This is a genomic window from Actinorectispora metalli (assembly GCF_056323685.1).
This window is the reverse complement of the sequence record NZ_JBREYE010000001.1, coordinates 2,011,266-2,027,472: the sequence shown is the minus strand read 5'-3', so window position 1 is coordinate 2,027,472 and position 16,207 is coordinate 2,011,266. Positions and strand designations below refer to the sequence as shown.

18 protein-coding genes are annotated in these 16,207 nt (G+C 70.3%); 9 read left to right on the top strand and 9 right to left on the bottom strand.

Features of this window, described 5'->3' with window-relative positions; all coding sequences use genetic code 11:
• Positions 1-6: 6 nt before the first annotated feature.
• Positions 7-2,469 (bottom strand): penicillin-binding protein, encoded by a 2,463-nt coding sequence (locus tag ACU6XJ_RS09335; protein WP_476308602.1) that lies wholly within the window; start codon positions 2,467-2,469, stop codon positions 7-9.
• Between the two features lie 244 nt (positions 2,470-2,713).
• On the opposite strand from ACU6XJ_RS09335, the gene ACU6XJ_RS09330 reads away from it, so the two are divergent.
• On the top strand, positions 2,714-3,028 hold the full coding sequence (locus tag ACU6XJ_RS09330) for a WhiB family transcriptional regulator (RefSeq protein WP_476313883.1): 315 nt from the start codon (positions 2,714-2,716) through the stop codon (positions 3,026-3,028).
• 7 nt (positions 3,029-3,035) lie between these two features.
• Here ACU6XJ_RS09330 and bagB read toward each other — a convergent pair whose 3' ends face one another.
• The 3 genes from bagB to ACU6XJ_RS09315 form a co-directional block, all read right to left on the bottom strand.
• A complete protein-coding gene (bagB, locus tag ACU6XJ_RS09325) occupies positions 3,036-4,178 on the bottom strand; it encodes an ATPase BagB (RefSeq protein WP_476308600.1) in 1,143 nt (380 codons plus the stop codon).
• Positions 4,175-5,176: an ATPase BagA gene (bagA, locus tag ACU6XJ_RS09320; protein WP_476308597.1), complete on the bottom strand. Its 1,002-nt coding sequence runs from the start codon at positions 5,174-5,176 to the stop codon at positions 4,175-4,177. Before bagA ends, bagB begins: the two co-directional genes overlap by 4 nt.
• A 70-nt stretch (positions 5,177-5,246) precedes the next feature.
• Positions 5,247-5,498: a hypothetical protein gene (locus ACU6XJ_RS09315; protein WP_476308594.1), complete on the bottom strand. Its 252-nt coding sequence runs from the start codon at positions 5,496-5,498 to the stop codon at positions 5,247-5,249.
• 96 nt (positions 5,499-5,594) lie between these two features.
• Between ACU6XJ_RS09315 and ACU6XJ_RS09310 the strand changes: the two genes are divergently transcribed.
• Positions 5,595-5,753: a hypothetical protein gene (locus ACU6XJ_RS09310; protein ID WP_476308592.1), complete on the top strand. Its 159-nt coding sequence runs from the start codon at positions 5,595-5,597 to the stop codon at positions 5,751-5,753.
• Between the two features lie 2 nt (positions 5,754-5,755).
• Complete coding sequence (locus ACU6XJ_RS09305; RefSeq protein ID WP_476308590.1) at positions 5,756-6,211, top strand: RidA family protein; 456 nt, start codon at positions 5,756-5,758, stop codon at positions 6,209-6,211.
• Here ACU6XJ_RS09305 and ACU6XJ_RS09300 read toward each other — a convergent pair whose 3' ends face one another.
• Both ACU6XJ_RS09300 and ACU6XJ_RS09295 read right to left on the bottom strand, forming a co-directional pair.
• On the bottom strand, positions 6,212-7,441 hold the full coding sequence (locus tag ACU6XJ_RS09300) for a tetratricopeptide repeat protein (protein WP_476308588.1): 1,230 nt from the start codon (positions 7,439-7,441) through the stop codon (positions 6,212-6,214).
• Positions 7,442-7,521: 80 nt separating this feature from the next.
• On the bottom strand, positions 7,522-8,430 hold the full coding sequence (locus ACU6XJ_RS09295) for a Gfo/Idh/MocA family protein (RefSeq protein WP_476308585.1): 909 nt from the start codon (positions 8,428-8,430) through the stop codon (positions 7,522-7,524).
• Between the two features lie 23 nt (positions 8,431-8,453).
• On the opposite strand from ACU6XJ_RS09295, the gene ACU6XJ_RS09290 reads away from it, so the two are divergent.
• The 3 genes from ACU6XJ_RS09290 to ACU6XJ_RS09280 are packed head-to-tail and all read left to right on the top strand — an operon-like array spanning position 8,454 to position 10,796.
• Entirely contained in the window at positions 8,454-9,260 is an 807-nt protein-coding gene (locus tag ACU6XJ_RS09290) for an NUDIX hydrolase (protein WP_476308582.1), read from the top strand.
• Positions 9,253-10,065 carry an MBL fold metallo-hydrolase gene (locus ACU6XJ_RS09285; RefSeq protein WP_476308580.1) on the top strand — a complete coding sequence of 271 codons (813 nt, stop codon included), beginning with the start codon at positions 9,253-9,255 and terminating at the stop codon, positions 10,063-10,065. The genes ACU6XJ_RS09290 and ACU6XJ_RS09285 overlap by 8 nt, the downstream gene beginning before the upstream one ends.
• Before the next feature lie 17 nt (positions 10,066-10,082).
• The gene (locus tag ACU6XJ_RS09280) at positions 10,083-10,796 is read left to right on the top strand and encodes a YwaF family protein (RefSeq protein ID WP_476308578.1); all 714 of its coding nucleotides are present in this window, start codon (positions 10,083-10,085) and stop codon (positions 10,794-10,796) included.
• 342 nt (positions 10,797-11,138) lie between these two features.
• Here ACU6XJ_RS09280 and ACU6XJ_RS09275 read toward each other — a convergent pair whose 3' ends face one another.
• The 3 genes from ACU6XJ_RS09275 to ACU6XJ_RS09265 form a co-directional block, all read right to left on the bottom strand.
• Positions 11,139-12,422, bottom strand: coding sequence for an MFS transporter (locus tag ACU6XJ_RS09275; protein WP_476308576.1), 1,284 nt, complete (start codon positions 12,420-12,422; stop codon positions 11,139-11,141).
• Positions 12,423-12,962: 540 nt separating this feature from the next.
• Complete coding sequence (locus tag ACU6XJ_RS09270) at positions 12,963-13,637, bottom strand: Crp/Fnr family transcriptional regulator (protein WP_476308573.1); 675 nt, start codon at positions 13,635-13,637, stop codon at positions 12,963-12,965.
• 94 nt (positions 13,638-13,731) lie between these two features.
• Positions 13,732-13,986, bottom strand: coding sequence for a hypothetical protein (locus ACU6XJ_RS09265; RefSeq protein WP_476308570.1), 255 nt, complete (start codon positions 13,984-13,986; stop codon positions 13,732-13,734).
• Positions 13,987-14,154: 168 nt separating this feature from the next.
• On the opposite strand from ACU6XJ_RS09265, the gene nth reads away from it, so the two are divergent.
• Genes nth through ACU6XJ_RS09250 form a run of 3 tightly spaced genes read left to right on the top strand, consistent with a single transcriptional unit; the run spans position 14,155 to position 16,189 of the window.
• Positions 14,155-14,853, top strand: coding sequence for an endonuclease III (gene nth / locus ACU6XJ_RS09260; protein WP_476308567.1), 699 nt, complete (start codon positions 14,155-14,157; stop codon positions 14,851-14,853).
• The gene (locus ACU6XJ_RS09255) at positions 14,850-15,455 is read left to right on the top strand and encodes a TlpA family protein disulfide reductase (RefSeq protein ID WP_476308565.1); all 606 of its coding nucleotides are present in this window, start codon (positions 14,850-14,852) and stop codon (positions 15,453-15,455) included. The genes nth and ACU6XJ_RS09255 overlap by 4 nt, the downstream gene beginning before the upstream one ends.
• Positions 15,455-16,189, top strand: coding sequence for an NUDIX hydrolase (locus tag ACU6XJ_RS09250; protein WP_476308563.1), 735 nt, complete (start codon positions 15,455-15,457; stop codon positions 16,187-16,189). The genes ACU6XJ_RS09255 and ACU6XJ_RS09250 overlap by 1 nt, the downstream gene beginning before the upstream one ends.
• Positions 16,190-16,207: the final 18 nt, after the last annotated feature.

The following is a 16,207-nucleotide window of genomic DNA, read 5'->3' as shown; positions in this document are numbered from 1 at the left end:
ATTCGGTTAACCCGTCGGGATGGGGAAGCCCGGTCCGGGTAGTTCCGGGATTCCCGGCGCGTCCGTCGGTGGCGGTGGTTCGCCGGTACTCGGTGGCCCGCCGGGTGTCGGGCTGGGCTCCGGGGGCGGCACGAAGCCGGTGCTCACGTAGATCGTGATGGTCTCGCCGGGCAGCGCGCCGCCGCGAGGTGACTGGTTGACCACGGTGCCCTTGGGCCGCGGGCTGTTGGTGTCCACCGCGTGCACCTTGTACCCGGCCTGTTCCAGGATCGAGGTGGCCTCGGCCACGTTCTTGCCCACGACGTTGGGCACGCGGGCTTCCGGGCCGCCCTCGACGTAGCGCTGCTCGATCGGCGGCATCTCCACGACCGGCAGGCCCGCCATGATCGGGGTCATGGCGCGCATCCACGTCCGGGCGGGGGTCTTTCCACCGAAGATGTTGCCTTCCCGGCACGGGAAGGGCGGGGTGTCGCCGCCGCTGTCGCACAGCGGCTGTGGGCGCGGGGTGTCGTCGAAGGTGAACACCGCCGCCGCAAGCTGCTGGTTGAAGCCAAGGAAGCCCGCGGACTTGTGTTCCTGCGAGGTACCGGTCTTGGCGGCCACCGGCCGGGTGAAGCCGAACTGCTGAGCGGCCCTGGCACCGGTGCCGCTCTTGGTGTCATCGGACAGGCCCACCATCATCGCGTTGGCCAGCCCGGGGGCCACCACCTGCTCGCAGGGGTCCTCGCGGACCGCGACGGGCTTGCCGTTGCGGTCGGTCACGGCCTCGATGGGGCTCGGCGGGCACCAGGTGCCCTCGCTGGCCAGGGTGGCGCCGACGTTGGCCAGTTCGAGGTCACTGGTCGGGGTCGGGCCGAGGGTGAACGCGCCGATGTTGGCATCCTTGTAGAACTGGCCGATCGGACGCGGGTTGGGCTTGCCGTCCGGGCCCTTGCGGCGGTCGTCCAGCGCAGGGGCGGTCTCGAGGGAGCGCAGGCCGAGCTTGGCGGCCATGTCCACCGCGGAGGGGACGCTGACGCGTTCCAGGAGGTTGACGAAGCCGCCGTTGGGCGAGAGGGCCAGCGCCTTGCGCAGGTCCATCTGGGTGTCCTTGTACTCGCCCGCGTTGCGGACGCAGTACCAGTTCGTGCCGTTGCCCGCGGCGGGGCAGTTCTTCTGGCCGACGCCCTTGAAGACCTTCGAGACGTACAGCTCGGGGGTGGGCAGCACGGTGTTGAGGCCGAGGCCCTTCTCCAGGGCCGCGGCGGCGGTGAAGATCTTGTAGATCGAGCCCGCGCCGTGCTGCTGGAGGTCGAAGGGCAGACCCAGCACCGTCTCGGCCTCGTTCAGCTTCAGGCCGTACTTGCGGTTGGCGGCCATCGCGACGACGCGGTGCTTGTCCTTGCCGGGCTGCACGATGGACATGGTGTTGGCCACGTGGTTGGCCTTGGGCGGCACCTCGGCGTCGATGGCCTGCTTGGCGTGTGCGAGTGCCTCGCGGTCCAGGGTGGTCTTGATGAAGTAGCCGCCGCGGTTGAGCAGGTCCTTGGAGAAGCCCGCGCGCTGGAGGTACTCCATCACGTATTTGCAGAAGTAGCCGGAGTCGCCCGCGCCGACACAGCCGTTGGGCAGCGTGTTCAGCGGGCTGACGATGCCCAGCGGCTCCTTGGACAGCTCCTGGGAGATGCGCACCGACTCCGCGCGGTCGCGGCTGAGCATGCCCTCGGCGCCCATCCGCTCCAGCACGACGTTGCGCCTGGCCAGCGCGCGGTCGGGGTAGGCGACCGGGTTCAGGCCCTCGGGGCTGTTGACCATGCCCGCGAGCATCGCGGCCTGGGGCACCGTCAGCTTGTCCGCCGTGGTGTTGAAGTAGGTGCGTGCGGCGGAGGCGACGCCGTAGGAGCCGTTGCCGAAGGGCACGATGTTGAGGTAGCGGGCGAGGATGTCCGGCTTGCTGAGCTGCTTCTCCAGTTGCAGCGCGATCCGGATCTCCCGCAGCTTGCGGGCCGGGGTCTGCGCGGTGGCGCGCTCCTGCTCGGTCTTGTCGCCCCTGGCCACCACGTGCACCAGGTAGTTCTTCACGTACTGCTGGGTCAGCGTGGAGCCACCCTGCTGTACGGAGCCGCTGGCCTGGTTGGCCAGCGCGGCGCGGATGGTGCCGCGCCAGTCGACGCCCTGGTGCTCGTTGAACCGGCGGTCCTCGATGGCGATGATCGCGGCCTTCATCGTGTCCGCGATCTTCTCCGGCGGCGTGAGCACGCGGTTCTGGTCGAAGAGATAGGCGAACGGCTCGCCGTTCTTGTCCAGCATCGTGGTCAGCAGCGGAGGATCACTGGACACCAGATCCGCCGAGATGCTGTTGACCGTGTCGCTCGCGCGGTTGGACACCACACCCATGGCACCGACCGCCGGAAACAACATGCCCGCCAGCAGTACTCCGGCCAGCACACAAAAGCCGGCCAGCTTCAGCAACCCGTCCCTGACTCGCACGGCTCCCAGCCTACGCGTCACCCATATTGGTGAAGTGTGATGACGGGTGATCTGCGGATTTTACCTTCTCTTGGATGACCCGGTCTCGCTATGGGAACCGGATGGCTCTACAGTCCGTCAACGTCTTCGACAACCTCTCCGGGGAATTTGCATTACCTATCGGGTGATCGAGTAACCGGAGGCCCAACGCCGGGGGGCGGTGGGTTCGAGGTCGAGACCAACGGTAGGAGCAGTGGGGGACTACATGTTCAACCCGTTCAACCCAGATGACTGGCGGGTCCGGGCTCGTTGCCGCGATGAGGATCCAGACAGTCTGTTCGTCCGTGGCGCCGAACAGCGCAAGGTCAGGACCGTGTGCTTCGCGTGCCCGGTGCGGACGGAATGCCTGGCGGAAGCGCTCGACAACAGGATCGAGTTCGGAGTCTGGGGCGGTATGACGGAGCGGGAGCGCCGCGCTCTGCTTCGTCAGCGCCCGGATGTCGACTCCTGGCTGGAACTGCTGGCCGACGCACGCCAGACCCACACCCGCGATGCGGAGGTGGTCTGCGAAGCCGGGTAGGCGGGCGTCACTCGCCCGCCAGCCGCCGCCCGATCTCGCGTAGCCCTTCGACATCGTGCACGTCGGAGGGCAGCGCGGGAACGCCGACGATGGCGACGCCGGGGTGCGCCCTGGTGAACCTGGTGAGCAGCCTTTTCTCGCGGTCGGCGACGGCCACCCTGTCGGCGTGCAGCCGCAGGACGGCCGCCGCCAGCGTCGCCTTGCCCGCACGCTCCAACTCGTCGGCGGCCAGGGCCGCCTTGGGCGCGGGCAGCGCTGCGATCACCGGGTGGGTGCGGTTCACCACCAGCCCGACCAGCGGCATGCGCTCCTTCTCCAGCCGCTCCACGAAGTAGGACGCCTCCCGCAGCGCGTCCGGTTCGGGTGCCGCGATCACCAGGAACGCCGTGCCCGGCGAGCGCAGCAGCCGGTAGGTGGCCAGCGCGCGTTCCCGGAAGCCGCCGAACATGCTGTCGAAGGCCTGCACGAACGCCGAGGCGTCGGACAGCAGCTGGCCGCCGACGATGGTCGACACCGCCTTGGCGAACAGGCCGAAGCCCGCGCCGACCAGCCGCGCGATGCCGCGGCCACCCGCCCTGGCCGGTGCCGAGAGCAGCTTGATCAGCCTGCCGTCCAGCACCGTGGACAGCCGCTGCGGGGCGTCCAGGAAGTCCAGCGCGGACCGGCTCGGCGGGGTGTCCACGATGATCAGGTCCCACTCGCCGGAGGCGGCGAGCTGGCCCAGCTTCTCCATCGCCATGTACTCCTGCGTGCCGGAGAAGGAGCTGGAGATCGTCTGGTAGAAGGGGTTGGCCAGGATCTGCTCGGCCCGCTGCGTCCCGGCGTGCGCCAGCACCATGTCGTCGAAGGTGCGGCGCATGTCCAGCATCATCGCCGACAGCTCGCCGTCGGGCTCGAAGCCGGGGGTGGCCACCCGCTTGGGGGTGTTGGACAGCTCGCGCAGGCCAAGCGACTGGGCCAGCCTGCGGGCCGGGTCGATGGTCAGCACCACGGCCTTGCGGCCCCGTTCGGCCGCGCGCACGGCCAGCGCCGCCGAGGTGGTGGTCTTGCCGACGCCGCCGGAGCCGCAGCAGACGATCACCCGCGTCTCGGCGTTGTCGAGCAGCGCGTCGACGTCGATCAGTTCGGGTCGGTGGACACGGGGGTTCATCGCACCCCCGCCTCGGACAGCAGTTCGGCCATCTCGTACAGCGCCGCCAGGTCGATCCCATCGGTCAGCTCCGGCAGCTCCAGCACCGGCAGATCCGACTCGGCCAGCAGCGACTTGGCCTGCTGTTCGCTGTGCACCCTGATGGCGTGCTCCACGGTCTCGTCGACCAGGCCCTCGATGACCTCGGCGTCCAACTCGAGGCCCGCGGCGAGCAGGCCGTCCCTGATCCGCCCGCGGTCCACCTTGCCGCCCGCGGCGGCGGCAATGGATCTGGCGGGCAGCCGCGCGGGCTGCACCCGGTTGAGCAGCACGCAGCCCGGCCGCAGCTGCGCCGTCTCCAGCTCGGCGATGGCGTCCAGGGTCTCCCGCACCGGCATCTCCTCCAGCAGGGTCACCAGGTGCACCGCGGTCTCCTCGGAGTGCACCAGCCGCACCACGCCGTCGCTCTGCGCCCTGATCGGCCCCACCTTGGCCAGATCCGCCATCGCCCTGGTGACGTCAAGGAACTGGGCGACCCGGCCGGTGGGCGGTGCGTCCAGCACCACGGCGTCGTAGACGTGCCTGCCGTTCTCGGTGCGGGTCACGCACTCCTTGACCTTGCCGGTCAGCAGCACATCGCGAAGGCCCGGCGCCAGCGTGGTGGCGAACTCCACGGCGCCCATCTTGCGCAGCGTGCGCCCGGCGAAACCCAGGCTGTAGAACATCGCGAGGTACTCCATCAACGCGGCCTCGGCATCCACCGCGAGCGCGCGGAGCTCGCCGCCGCCGGGCACGGAGGCGACGCGTTCCTCGGAGTAGGGCAGCGGCGGGGTGTCGAAGAGCTGGGCGATGCCCTGCCTGCCCTCCACCTCGACGAGAAGCACCCGGCGGCCCTCGGCGGCCAGCGCGATGCCCAGCGCCGCCGCCACGGTGGTCTTGCCGGTGCCGCCCTTGCCGGTGACCACGTGCAGCCGCGCCCTGGTCAGCTCCTCGGTCCAGCCGCTACTTCCTGGCCTCACGCGATCAGCGTAGGTGAACGGCGATGTGCCGCAGCGTGACCTCGGCACACACTGCGGCAGGCGTCACAGCTCAGTCCACGGTGGTCAGGAACACCACGATGCCGATGGAGGCGGCCACCAGCGCCCAGGCGACGGTCTTGGAGGCCACGGTCGCCACGATCAACACGGCCACCGCGAGCACACCCAGCGCGATCAGCCCGGCGCGCATCACCTCGGGCCTGCTGCTGCCCCGGCGATCGCGCACCTGCGCCATCGCGACCAGAACCAGGATCAGCCCGGCCCCGGTCAGCAGGCAGGTCGCCACAATCCGCCACGTCTCCACGGAGATCACGTTAGCGCGGATGAACGCGATCGAAGTCCGCCGTTTGGATGGGTGCGGGCAGCGGATGGGACAGGGCGATCAAATAGAGTGCGACCCATGACGAAGTGGGAGTACGCGACCGTCCCGCTGTTGATCCACGCGACCAAGCAGATCCTCGACCAGTGGGGCGAGGACGGCTGGGAGCTGGTCACGGTACAGCCGGGTCCGACGGGCGAGCAGCTCGTCGCCTACCTGAAGCGGCCGAGGGAGGCCTGAGCATGGGGGAATGGAAGGCGAGGCTGGCCGAGCTCGGCCTTGAGCTTCCGCCGGTGGCCGCACCGCTGGCCGCCTACGTGCCCGCCGTCCGGACCGGCTCGCACGTCTACACCTCGGGGCAGCTGCCGATCGTGGCGGGCAAGCTGGTCGCCACCGGCAAGGTCGGCGACGAGGTCGGTCCGGAGGAGGCCAAGGAGCACGCCCGGCTGTGCGCGTTGAACGCGCTGGCCGCGGTGGACTCGGTAGTCGGCCTTGACTCGATCTCCCGGATCGTGAAGGTGGTCGGCTTCGTGGCCTCCGCGGAGGGCTTCACCGGCCAGCCCGCGGTGCTCAACGGCGCTTCGGAGCTGCTCGGTGAGGTCTTCGGGGAGGCGGGCAGGCACGCGCGGTCCGCGGTCGGCGTCGCCGAACTGCCGCTGGGTGCCCCGGTCGAGGTGGAACTGATCGTCGAGGTCTGATCACGAGGGAAGCCCGCGCAACGCGTCCACCAGCGCGGCGCGGGTTTCCTCGGTCAGCCCGCGGTACGGCCGAGCCGCGGTGAGCCCCGCCCTGGCGTCGATGAGCTGCCTGCTCTCCTCGCTCAGCCCGGCCGTGCCGAAGTTCTGCGCCGCCGACGCGTGGGCGTCCCGGCGGTGGTAGCGCAGCGCGCACAGCCGGTCGAACACCCGGCCCGCCGCGCTGCCGGAGGGCGCCGCCGCGACCCAGGCGTCGTAGATCGGGCCCTGCGAGGTCCCGACGGCGGCGCCTGCGATCTCGTCCACCATCGCCAGCAGCTCGGTCGGCTCGCCCCAGACCTCGCGCACCACCACATCGATCACCTCGACCAACCCCTCCAGCAGCGGACGGGACCGGTCGGTGAGCACCACCCGCTCGCCGTCGCGATGCAGCCAGTGCCGGTCGATCAGCGCCGGAATCGCGGTCTCGGCATCGTGATCGGTGTAGCGGTGCACCGCGCGCAGGGTCTCGATCGGCACCGGACCGGCGAGCAGCAGCGTGCGCGGCTCCAGCAGCGCCTCGGCGTGGTCGGTGCCGTGGCTGCGCAGCAGTTCGACGCCATGCGGCCGGATCCGGTGCAGCGCGGTGGCGACCAGCCGGTCCAGTTCGGTGGCCACGACCACCGCGGTGGCCGCCGCGTCGGCGGCGTTCACCGCCTGGTCGCTCGCGGCGATCTCCACCGGCGGGGCGTGGAACTCCCTGCGCAGCCGCCGGGCGGTGGTGAACAGCTCGCGGGCCGCGGTCCAGTCGCCGAGCTCGTACTGGCACTTGCCCGCGTGCTGGTAGACCAGGAACAGCCGCTCGCCAAGCTCCGGCTCACGGCGGGCCGCGCGCAGCACCTCGTCGAACTCCGCAGCGGCTTCGAACAGCCTGCCCCGCCAGTGCACGACCTGGGCGACCCGGCAGCGCGCCAGGATCACGCTGCTCGGACTGCCGTGCCGCCGCGCGAGATCCAGCGCCGCGCGCAGGTGCTCATCGGCGATGTCCAACTCGCCCAACGTTTTCGCCGTCAGGCCGACCTCGGTGTGGAACTGACGTCTGAGGTCGGGGTCGGCCGGGGGCGTGCGCTGTAAGGAATTCCGCAACACGACAAGCGCCGCCTGCGGGTCCTCGAAGTAATCGCGCAGAGTCTCGGGGTCGATCCGGTAGCTCAACCCGGACTGCCCCGCCAACCTGATGTGCTGTGTCGCCATGGGTCTTCCTCGACTCGAAAATGGCGCGTGACTGTGATCAGGATGATCGACAATTACCCACCGCCGTTAGCGGTTTCCGGTTATCTCTGCTCGTTCGAGTGATAAACCTGAGTCAGCGCGGCGTCCAGGACGCGCTGCACTCGCAGTCCTCTGTGGACATCGCAGGGATGGCTGGTCATTCCACTGTGGACCATCGCGGTGAGGTCGTCGAGCAGCAGTGCGTAGCTCTCGACGGGCGGGGTGGGACGGCCGCTGAGCGTGAGCTCACCAGCAGTGCCGTAGATCGCGAACTCCCGCACGCTGGGCATCAACGGCAGCTTGCCGCCCAGCAGGACCGTGCTCAAGGCGCCGCCGTCATGGCCGAGCACCAGGGTCACCAGCCCGTCGATGCCGATCCGGGCACAGTGCACCTCGGTGATCTCGCCGAGGGCGGCATCCAACAGGTCGATGCCGTGCGGACCGACGTCCATCAACGCGCCGTGGGCCGCCTGCCGCCAGGTGGAACCCGCATACGGCCCGCCGAGCAGCGCCCCGGACATCCAGCGGCAGGAGCCGCCGGTCCACCCGCCGCGCTCCGCGGCCGTGGCCAGCCAGTCCTCGGTCTGCGGCGCGAACCGGAGGGTGAACATCACCAGCGCGGCCACGGTCGCCTCGGTGACAGCGGAAGCCACCTGCCGCGCCGCGTCCAGCGTGTCCGCCAGCGGCTTCTCCAGGATGAGGTGCCTGCCCGCCCGCGCCGCCCGCACGGCCCATTCGGCCTGCACCGACGGCGGCACCGCGAACGCCACCGCGTCCACCACGTCCAGCAATTCGTCCAGGGTGCGGCAGGACTTCGCGCCGTGGGCGGCGGCCAGTTCGTCGGCCGCCTCGGGTCTGCGTGCGAACACCGCGGTGAGCTCGGTCCCGGGGTGGGCGGCGAGCCCGGGAGCGTGCACGGTCCTCGCCCACGGTCCCGCTCCGACCAGTCCGACGCGCAGCTTGTCCGGCACGACGCCATCGTAGGCTGGCCGCTGTGGAGCTTCCCGAGGAACTGGTGCTGCCAGGGTCGATGGCACCCGAGCGGGCACCCGAGCAGCCCGTCCGGCCGCGCGACGCGGCGACCGTGATGCTGCTGCGGGACACCGAGGGCGGGCTGGAGGTGTTCCTCCAGCACCGGGTGAAGGGCATGCCCTTCGCGGGCGGCATGACGGTCTTCCCCGGCGGCGCCGTCGACCCCAGGGACGCCGACACGTCGGTGGCCTGGAGTGGCCCCCCGCCGTCTTGGTGGGCGAAGGCGTTCGATTGCTCGCCCGCGCTGGCGGGCGCCCTGCTGTGCGCCGCGGTGCGGGAGACGTTCGAGGAGTCCGGCGTGCTGCTGGCAGGCCCCGACGAGCACTCCGTCGTCGCCGACGCGGGCCGCTTCCACGCGGCGCGGGCCGGGCTGGAGACCAGGGAGTTCTCGCTGGCGCAGTTCCTGGCGCGGGAGAACCTCGTGCTGCGGGCCGACCTGCTGCGGCCGTGGGCGAACTGGGTGACGCCCACCGGGGAGCCGCGCCGCTACGACACCAGGTTCTTCGTCGCCGCGCTGCCCGCGGGGCAGGCCGCCGACGGACAGACCTCCGAGGCGCTCGCCTCGGGCTGGCAGCCCCCGCAGCAGGCCATCGAGGACTGGCAGGCCGGGCGGCGGATGCTCATGCCGCCGACCTGGGTCACGCTCAGCGAGCTTGCGGCCTTCGGGACGGTGGCCGAGGTGCTGGCCGAGGAGCGGTCCATCGGCAAGATCCTGCCCAAGCTGGTGCGGGACGGGAACGTGGTGCGGGCGGTGCTGGACGATGAGTGACCGACCCCTTGTCGGCGAGCGCGCCGAGCATCCCGCGTACGGAGTGCTGCGCCAGGTCACCCCCGCCGCCGCGGTGCTGCTCGCGGAGAACCCCTCCGCGATGACCCTGGACGGCACCAACACCTGGCTGTTGCGGGCCCCCGACGCGCACTCCTGCGTCGTGGTGGACCCCGGCCCCGACGACCCCGCGCACCTGGCCCGGGTGGCCGAGCAGGGGCCGGTGGAACTGGTGCTGCTCACCCACGGCCACCCCGACCACGCCGAGGGTGCCGCGGCCTTCGCGCAGCGCACCGGGGCGCCGGTGCTGGCGTTGGACCCGGCGCTGCGGCTGGGCTCGGAAGGTCTGGCGCCCGGTCAGGTGGTCACCGCGGCGGGACTGGAGATCAGGGTGCTCGGCACGCCGGGGCACACCTCGGACTCGCTGTGCTTCGTGCTGGATGCCGACGGGTCGGTGCTCACCGGTGACACCGTGCTCGGCCGCGGCAGCACGGTCGTCGCGCACCCGGACGGGAAGCTGGGCGACTACCTGGACTCGCTGAAGGTCCTCGCCGACCTGCCGCCGGGCACCGCGGTGCTGCCCGGCCACGGGCCGGAACTGGCCGATGCGGGCGATGCGGCCAGGGCCTACCTCGCGCACCGCGAGCAGCGGCTGACGCAGGTGAGCGCGGCACTGGCGACGCTGGGCCAGGACGCCTCGGCGCGACAGGTCGTCGAGGTGGTCTACGCCGATGTGGACCGGGTGCTGTGGCCCGCCGCGGAGCTGTCCGTTCTCGCGCAGTTGGAGTACCTCCGCCAGGGCCGGTAGGAGCTACGATCCACGGAGTGACGCAGCTCACGGTCGACCGGCAGTTCGCGGCCTACGGGATCTCCCACTGGGTCGTGCTCGCCCTGTTCGCCGTCGGGTGCGTTGCGCTGGTGCTGATCGGCAGGCGGCTGCGCGGCACGGCGGAGATCCGCGGATTCGGCAAGGCCTTCGCGCTGGCGATCCTGCTGTTCATCGTGCCGACCCAGCTCTACGCGGTGCTGCCCGGCCAGTTCGACCTCGCCAGTTCGCTGCCGCTGCAACTGTGCGACTTGGCCTGGATGAGTGCGGCCGTCGCGCTGTGGACCTGGCGGGACTGGGCGTTCTCGCTGACCTACTTCTGGGGCCTGACCCTGACCGCGCAGGGCCTCATCACGCCCGCGCTGACCGGACCGGACTACCCGCACATCCAGTTCCTCAGCTTCTGGGGGCTGCACCTGCTGATCATCTGGGCCGCGGTCTTCCTGACCTGGGGCGCGGGCAAGCGGCCGAACTGGGCGGGCTTCCGGTTCACCCTCGCCGTCACGGTGGCGTGGGGCGTGGTCATGTTCGTGTTCAACCGGGTGCTGGGCACCAACTACGGGTTCCTCAACGCCAAGCCGCCGACCGGCTCGATCCTGGATCTGTTGGGTGACTGGCCCTGGTACCTGTTGGTGGAGTTCCTCATCGGCACCGCCGTGTGGGCTCTCATCACCTGGCCGTGGACCCGCGGACGACCTGCGGAAACGACATAGATCGACTCGCTCTGTAGCGATCAAGCCCCCGGCGAATGACTGTCGGTGCTCGGCCCTATTCTGGCGCGCGTCAGTCCAACCTACGAGGTCAAAGGCGGCACGCGCGCACGTGAACACCGACGACCCGGGGGCCGAGGCGCCCGAGGGGGAGGCATGTGTGAGCTCGGCGGAAGAAGGCCGAAGCTCCACTGACGCGACGTGCTGCGCGCGGGTGGAGTCCTGGCAGGAACATCAGTTGCAGTCGCCCTATTCGGCTCGACCCTGGCTGTCGCTGCGCCGCCCGCCGGGCGGCCGCCCCTCGACGAGGCGGCTGCGCCCGAGGCCGATTCGCAAACTCGGCCCCTAGCGGGCCACCAGTTCGGCCGCGGGTGCCTGCTGAGCGGCTTCCGGGACCGCGACCGTGCGGCGGCGCGCCCAGAGCACGGCGGCCAGCACCAGGCCGCAGCCGCCCGCAACAGCGAAGCTCACGCGCGGCCCCGACATCTCCGCCACCGCGCCACCGATCGACTGCCCAGCGGCCAACCCCAGCGTGATGGACGTGGTCAGCCAGCCGAAGGCCTCCACCGCGGTGCCCTTGGACGCCACGATGTCGATGGTGAGGGAGTGCGCGGTCGCCTGCGGCGTGATCAACGCGCCTGCGACCAGCATCGCGACCGTCAGCCCGATCAGTGAGGTTGGCAGCCCGCCCAGCGCCACCAGCACGCTGTAGCCCAGCAGCAACGCGGGCAGCCTTGCCCACATGGGACGCGGCCAGGGCCGCGTGCTGTAGAAAATGCCGAACAGCACCGAGGTCACCGCCGACCCGCCGAGGATGAGTCCGCTCCAGGCCAGGTGCCCGGCGTGTTCGGCGGCGGCGGGGATGCCCACCTCCACGAAGCCCACCACGATGCCGAAGCCGAACCCGGCGACGGTCAAGGTCCGCATGCCGGGGCTCCTCAGGGCGCCGAGCAGCCCGGAACGCTGTGGCGGCCGCTCGGGCGCCCGCCAGGCCCGCACGGTGGGCGTGAGGGCGAAACCGAGCCCGCCCAGGATCAGGCAGCCCGCCGCGATCACCACACCGGTTCCGGGCCAGGGCGCCACGGCCAGCAATCCTCCCGCAGCGGGGCCGAGAATGAAGAAGATCTCCAGGCTGATGGCCTCGTAGGCGATGGCCGCGTCCAGCGTGGGTCCCGGCGGCAGCAGGCGCGACCACAGGGCGCGCGAGGCGGCGCCCACCTGCGGCTCGTGCGCGCCGCTGAGGAAGGCCAGCACCGTCACCAGCCACAGCGGCAGTCCGAACTCCACGGCCAGGATGAACGCCGTCACGATCACGGTGAGCAGGCCGACCACGACCAGCAGCGGGCGGCTGGGGCCGCGCCGGTCGATGATCCGGCCCTGGACGACCGAGCCCCCGGCGATACCCGTGAGGCTGGCCGCGCCGACCAGTCCGGCGGCGGCGAACGAGCCGGTCTTCTGCTGCACGTACAGCAACTCCGCGATGCCGAACATGGCGATGGGGAAGCGGGCCAGTACCGAGGTCAGTACCGGCCAGCGGGCGGCGCGCAGGCTCAGCGCGGCGCGGTAGTCGGCTAGCGAGGTCGTGGCTGTCACCTCCTCAGTCTCACTGATTTGGTACGCAAGTACCATTTTTTTGATGGTGCCGTGACTCACTTACCCATGGTCAGAGCAGTGATGCACCCGATCGGGTGTGACTCACCGGTAGTCAACTACTCTGGTGAGAGATTTACCGGCTGCCATGCAACGTAACGGCGGTTTGGAACGTCCTGCCGAGTGAAGGGCCTTGCCGAGCAGGTCGGATGGCCTTCATCGTGTCGTTATACGGACGGTTGCCTTCCGCTGACCTGGCGACCAATCCAGAACGACGAAAGTCGCTTGCGGCACGGTCGCCGAAGAACTCAATATCCCGTTGAACTTCCTCTGACGCTGATGGGTCGGGGCCGAGACGCGTCGGAGGTCGGGGGAGCGTGGCCGGTCGGGGGACCGGTCACGCCACACAAGAAGCCGGAGCGCCACGTCGGGGGTGGCGTCCGGCTTCTTGTGTTGTTCGCGAAGCCGCTCCCGCGTCCCTTCGGCAGAATGCGAGGAGATACCCCTGTATACGCACGCGACTAGCGGGACGTTCGACCGACTTCGAACGTCCCGCTAATCGACAGCTGTCGACTCGCCTCAGCGAGCGCGCCGAGCCAACCGCTCGGGGTCCAGGATCAGCACGCTCTTGCCCTCCAGCCGGAGCCAGCCCCGGTGGGCGAAGTCGGCCAAGGCCTTGTTCACCGTTTCCCGGGATGCGCCGACGAACTGGGCGATCTCCTCCTGCGTCAGGTCGTGGGTGACCCGCAGCAGTCCCGCCTCCTGGCTGCCGAAACGCTGTGCGAACTGCAGCAGCGCCTTGGCGACCCGGCCGGGAACATCGGTGAAGATCAGGTCCGCGAGCATGTTGTTCGTCCGCCGCAGCCGCCGGGCCAGCACCCGCAGGAGCTGTTCGGCGATCTCCGGGCGGCGGGCGATCCACTCCCGCAGCGCGGGGCGGTCCATGCTGAGCGCCCGCACCTCGGTCACCGTGGTGGCCGTCGAGGTACGCGGGCCCGGATCAAAGATCGAGAGCTCCCCGAACATATCCGACGCGCCCATGATGGCCAGCAGGTTCTCCCTGCCGTCCGGGGACTTCCGTCCGATCTTCACCTTGCCGGACTGAATGATGTACAGCCGGTCGCCGGGCTCGCCCTCGGCAAAGATGACGTGCCCACGGGGAAAGTCCACAGGCTCCAGAGCCTGCGTCAACGCTTCCGCAGCCGCAGGTTCCACGCCCTGGAAGATCCCTGCCCTTGCCAGGGTGTCGTCCACCTCGTCCCTCCATTCGGAACGTAGCGGCCGCTGTCAACACCGGCGCACTACATGCATGCGCCGGCTCTTTCGCCGCCGATCACTTCGAGTCAGTCTATGACCGGCCACGTGCTCGTTGTGGACGGAGGCGGTTGGCGCGTCCTTTTCGACGCAGCCTGAACAGCTCAAGCGCCCTGCCGATGCCCGAGCCGAACAGCGCCCTGACCTCATCCGGCCGGGCCTGCTCCAGGAACTCTTCGACTTCGTTCTCTGCCACCGCCACATGGCGAAGACGGTTCTCCACGCGCTCCATGAACAGCGCGAAGAACATCACCACGAGCGGCACCACGGCAACAAACCAGGCAGTCATGATGGACGTAATCCTGGCGTACCGCGTTCGTGGCGCCGCAAGGGGGTCCTGGAGTGACGCCCGTACCCTGATGGAGTGCCAGCCAGAGCGACGACCGACCCGGTCAGGAAAGCGAGCCTCGCCCGAACGGGTGAGACTCGGTTAGGTCTCGTCCGTCGGGCGCGTCGCATGGTCCGCACGCTGGAACTCGGCTACCCGGACGCGCACTGCGAACTGGACTTCGCCAACCCGCTCGAGCTGGCCGTGGCCACGATCCTGTCCGCCCAGTGCACCGATGTGCGGGTCAACCTGACCACCCCGGCGCTGTTCGCCCGGTACCGCACCGCGGCGGACTACGCGGGCGCGGACCGGACCGAGCTTGAGGAGCTGATCCGGCCGACCGGGTTCTACCGGAACAAGACCAACTCGCTGATGGGTCTCGGCGCGGCTCTGGTCGAGCGCTTCGACGGCGAGGTGCCCGCGAAGCTCGCCGACCTCGTCACGCTCCCCGGCGTCGGCCGCAAGACCGCCAACGTCATCCTCGGCAACGCCTTCAACGTGCCGGGAATCACGGTGGACACCCACTTCGGCAGGCTGGTCCGGCGCTGGGGGTGGACGGTCGAGGAAGATCCGGTGAAGGTCGAGCACGCGATCGGGGAACTCATCCCGCGCAAGGACTGGACCATGCTCTCGCACCGGGTGATCTTCCACGGCCGCCGTGTCTGCCACGCGCGCCGCCCGGCCTGCGGTGCCTGTCTGCTGGCCAAGGACTGTCCGGCGTTCGGCGTGGGCCCCACCGAGCCGGAGGTCGCGGCCAAGCTGGTCAAGGGCCGGGAGCGGGACCATCTGCTGACCCTGGCGGGCATTCCCGTGGAGGACGCCGGTTGAACACCAGAGTGCGATGGCTGCTCCTGGGTGCGGTGCTGCTGCTGGCGGCGGGCGTCGCGCTGTGGCCGCGTTCGGAGTCGCCGGGGCCGTCCACCCAGGCGCCCGCACCGGATCTGGTCGCGCTGCGGGCGAAAGCGGCGCTCCAGCCGTGCGCCGGGGTCGAGGGAGCTTCGGGCGGTCCGGACTCGCTGGCGGGCCTGCGGCTGGAATGCCTCGGCGACGGCGGCCCCGTCGACGTCGCGGCACTGACGGCGGGGCGCACGGTGCTGGTCAACGTGTGGGCGGTGTGGTGCGCGCCGTGCCGGGAGGAGCTTCCGGTGCTCCAGGCCTACGCCGACAGTCAGCAGGAGGTCGGCGTGCTCGGCGTGCTCACCGGCAGCGATCAGGCCTCGGGGTTGGGCATGCTGGCCGGGCTCGGCGTGCGTTTCCCCTCGCTTTACGACGGTGACGGCACACTGTCCGGCAGCCTCGGCGTCAAGACGCTGCCCGCCTCCTTCGTGATCCGCCCGGACGGGCAGGTGCGTCGCATCGAGCCCGCGGTGGTGTTCGCCAACCCTGAACAGGTGCGGGCGACGGTCGGTAAGTACGTGGGGAGTAGCTGATGACGGCAGATGAGGACGGTCACCATGGGCCGCTGGTGGATCCGCGAGAGGTTGATCTACCCGACTGGCTGGCCAAACTCGTCGAACTCAGCGCCGATCTCGACGCCCGCGCGTTCACCAGGCTCTCGCCGCCGCCCGACGGCCCGCTGCGCAAGGCCGCTGTCCTCATCCTCTTCGGGGAGGACGGCGCCGGGCCGGGCACGGGGCCCGACGTGCTGCTGCTCAAGCGGGCCGACGACCTGCCCGACCACCCGGGTCAGGTCGCCTTTCCCGGCGGTTCCATCGACCCGGAGGACGACGGCCCGGTGGCCGCTGCGCTCCGGGAGGCGACCGAGGAGGTAGGCGTCCTCCCCGAGGGCGTGCTGCCGGTCGCGGTGCTGCCGGACCTGTACCTGATGCCCTCGGGCTTCCTGGTCACGCCGGTACTCGCGTACTGGCAGCAGCCCAGCGAGGTCGCCCCGGTGGACCCCGGCGAGACCGCGGCCGTGTCCAGGGTGCCGCTGTCGGTGCTCGCCGACCCGGCCAACCGCTTCCAGGTCAAGGTCTCCAGCGGCTGGTCGATCCCGGCCTTCTCGGTGCCGGGGCTGCTGGTGTGGGGCTTCACCGCCGGTCTGCTGTCCACGCTGCTGTCGTTGACCGGGTGGGAACGTCCGTGGGACCGCACGGACATCCGCGGGCTGGAACAGGTCTGGCGTGCCGACGGGCCTGCCGGACCGCCCGATGTGCAAGGGTGATGGCGATGCTCGGAGGTG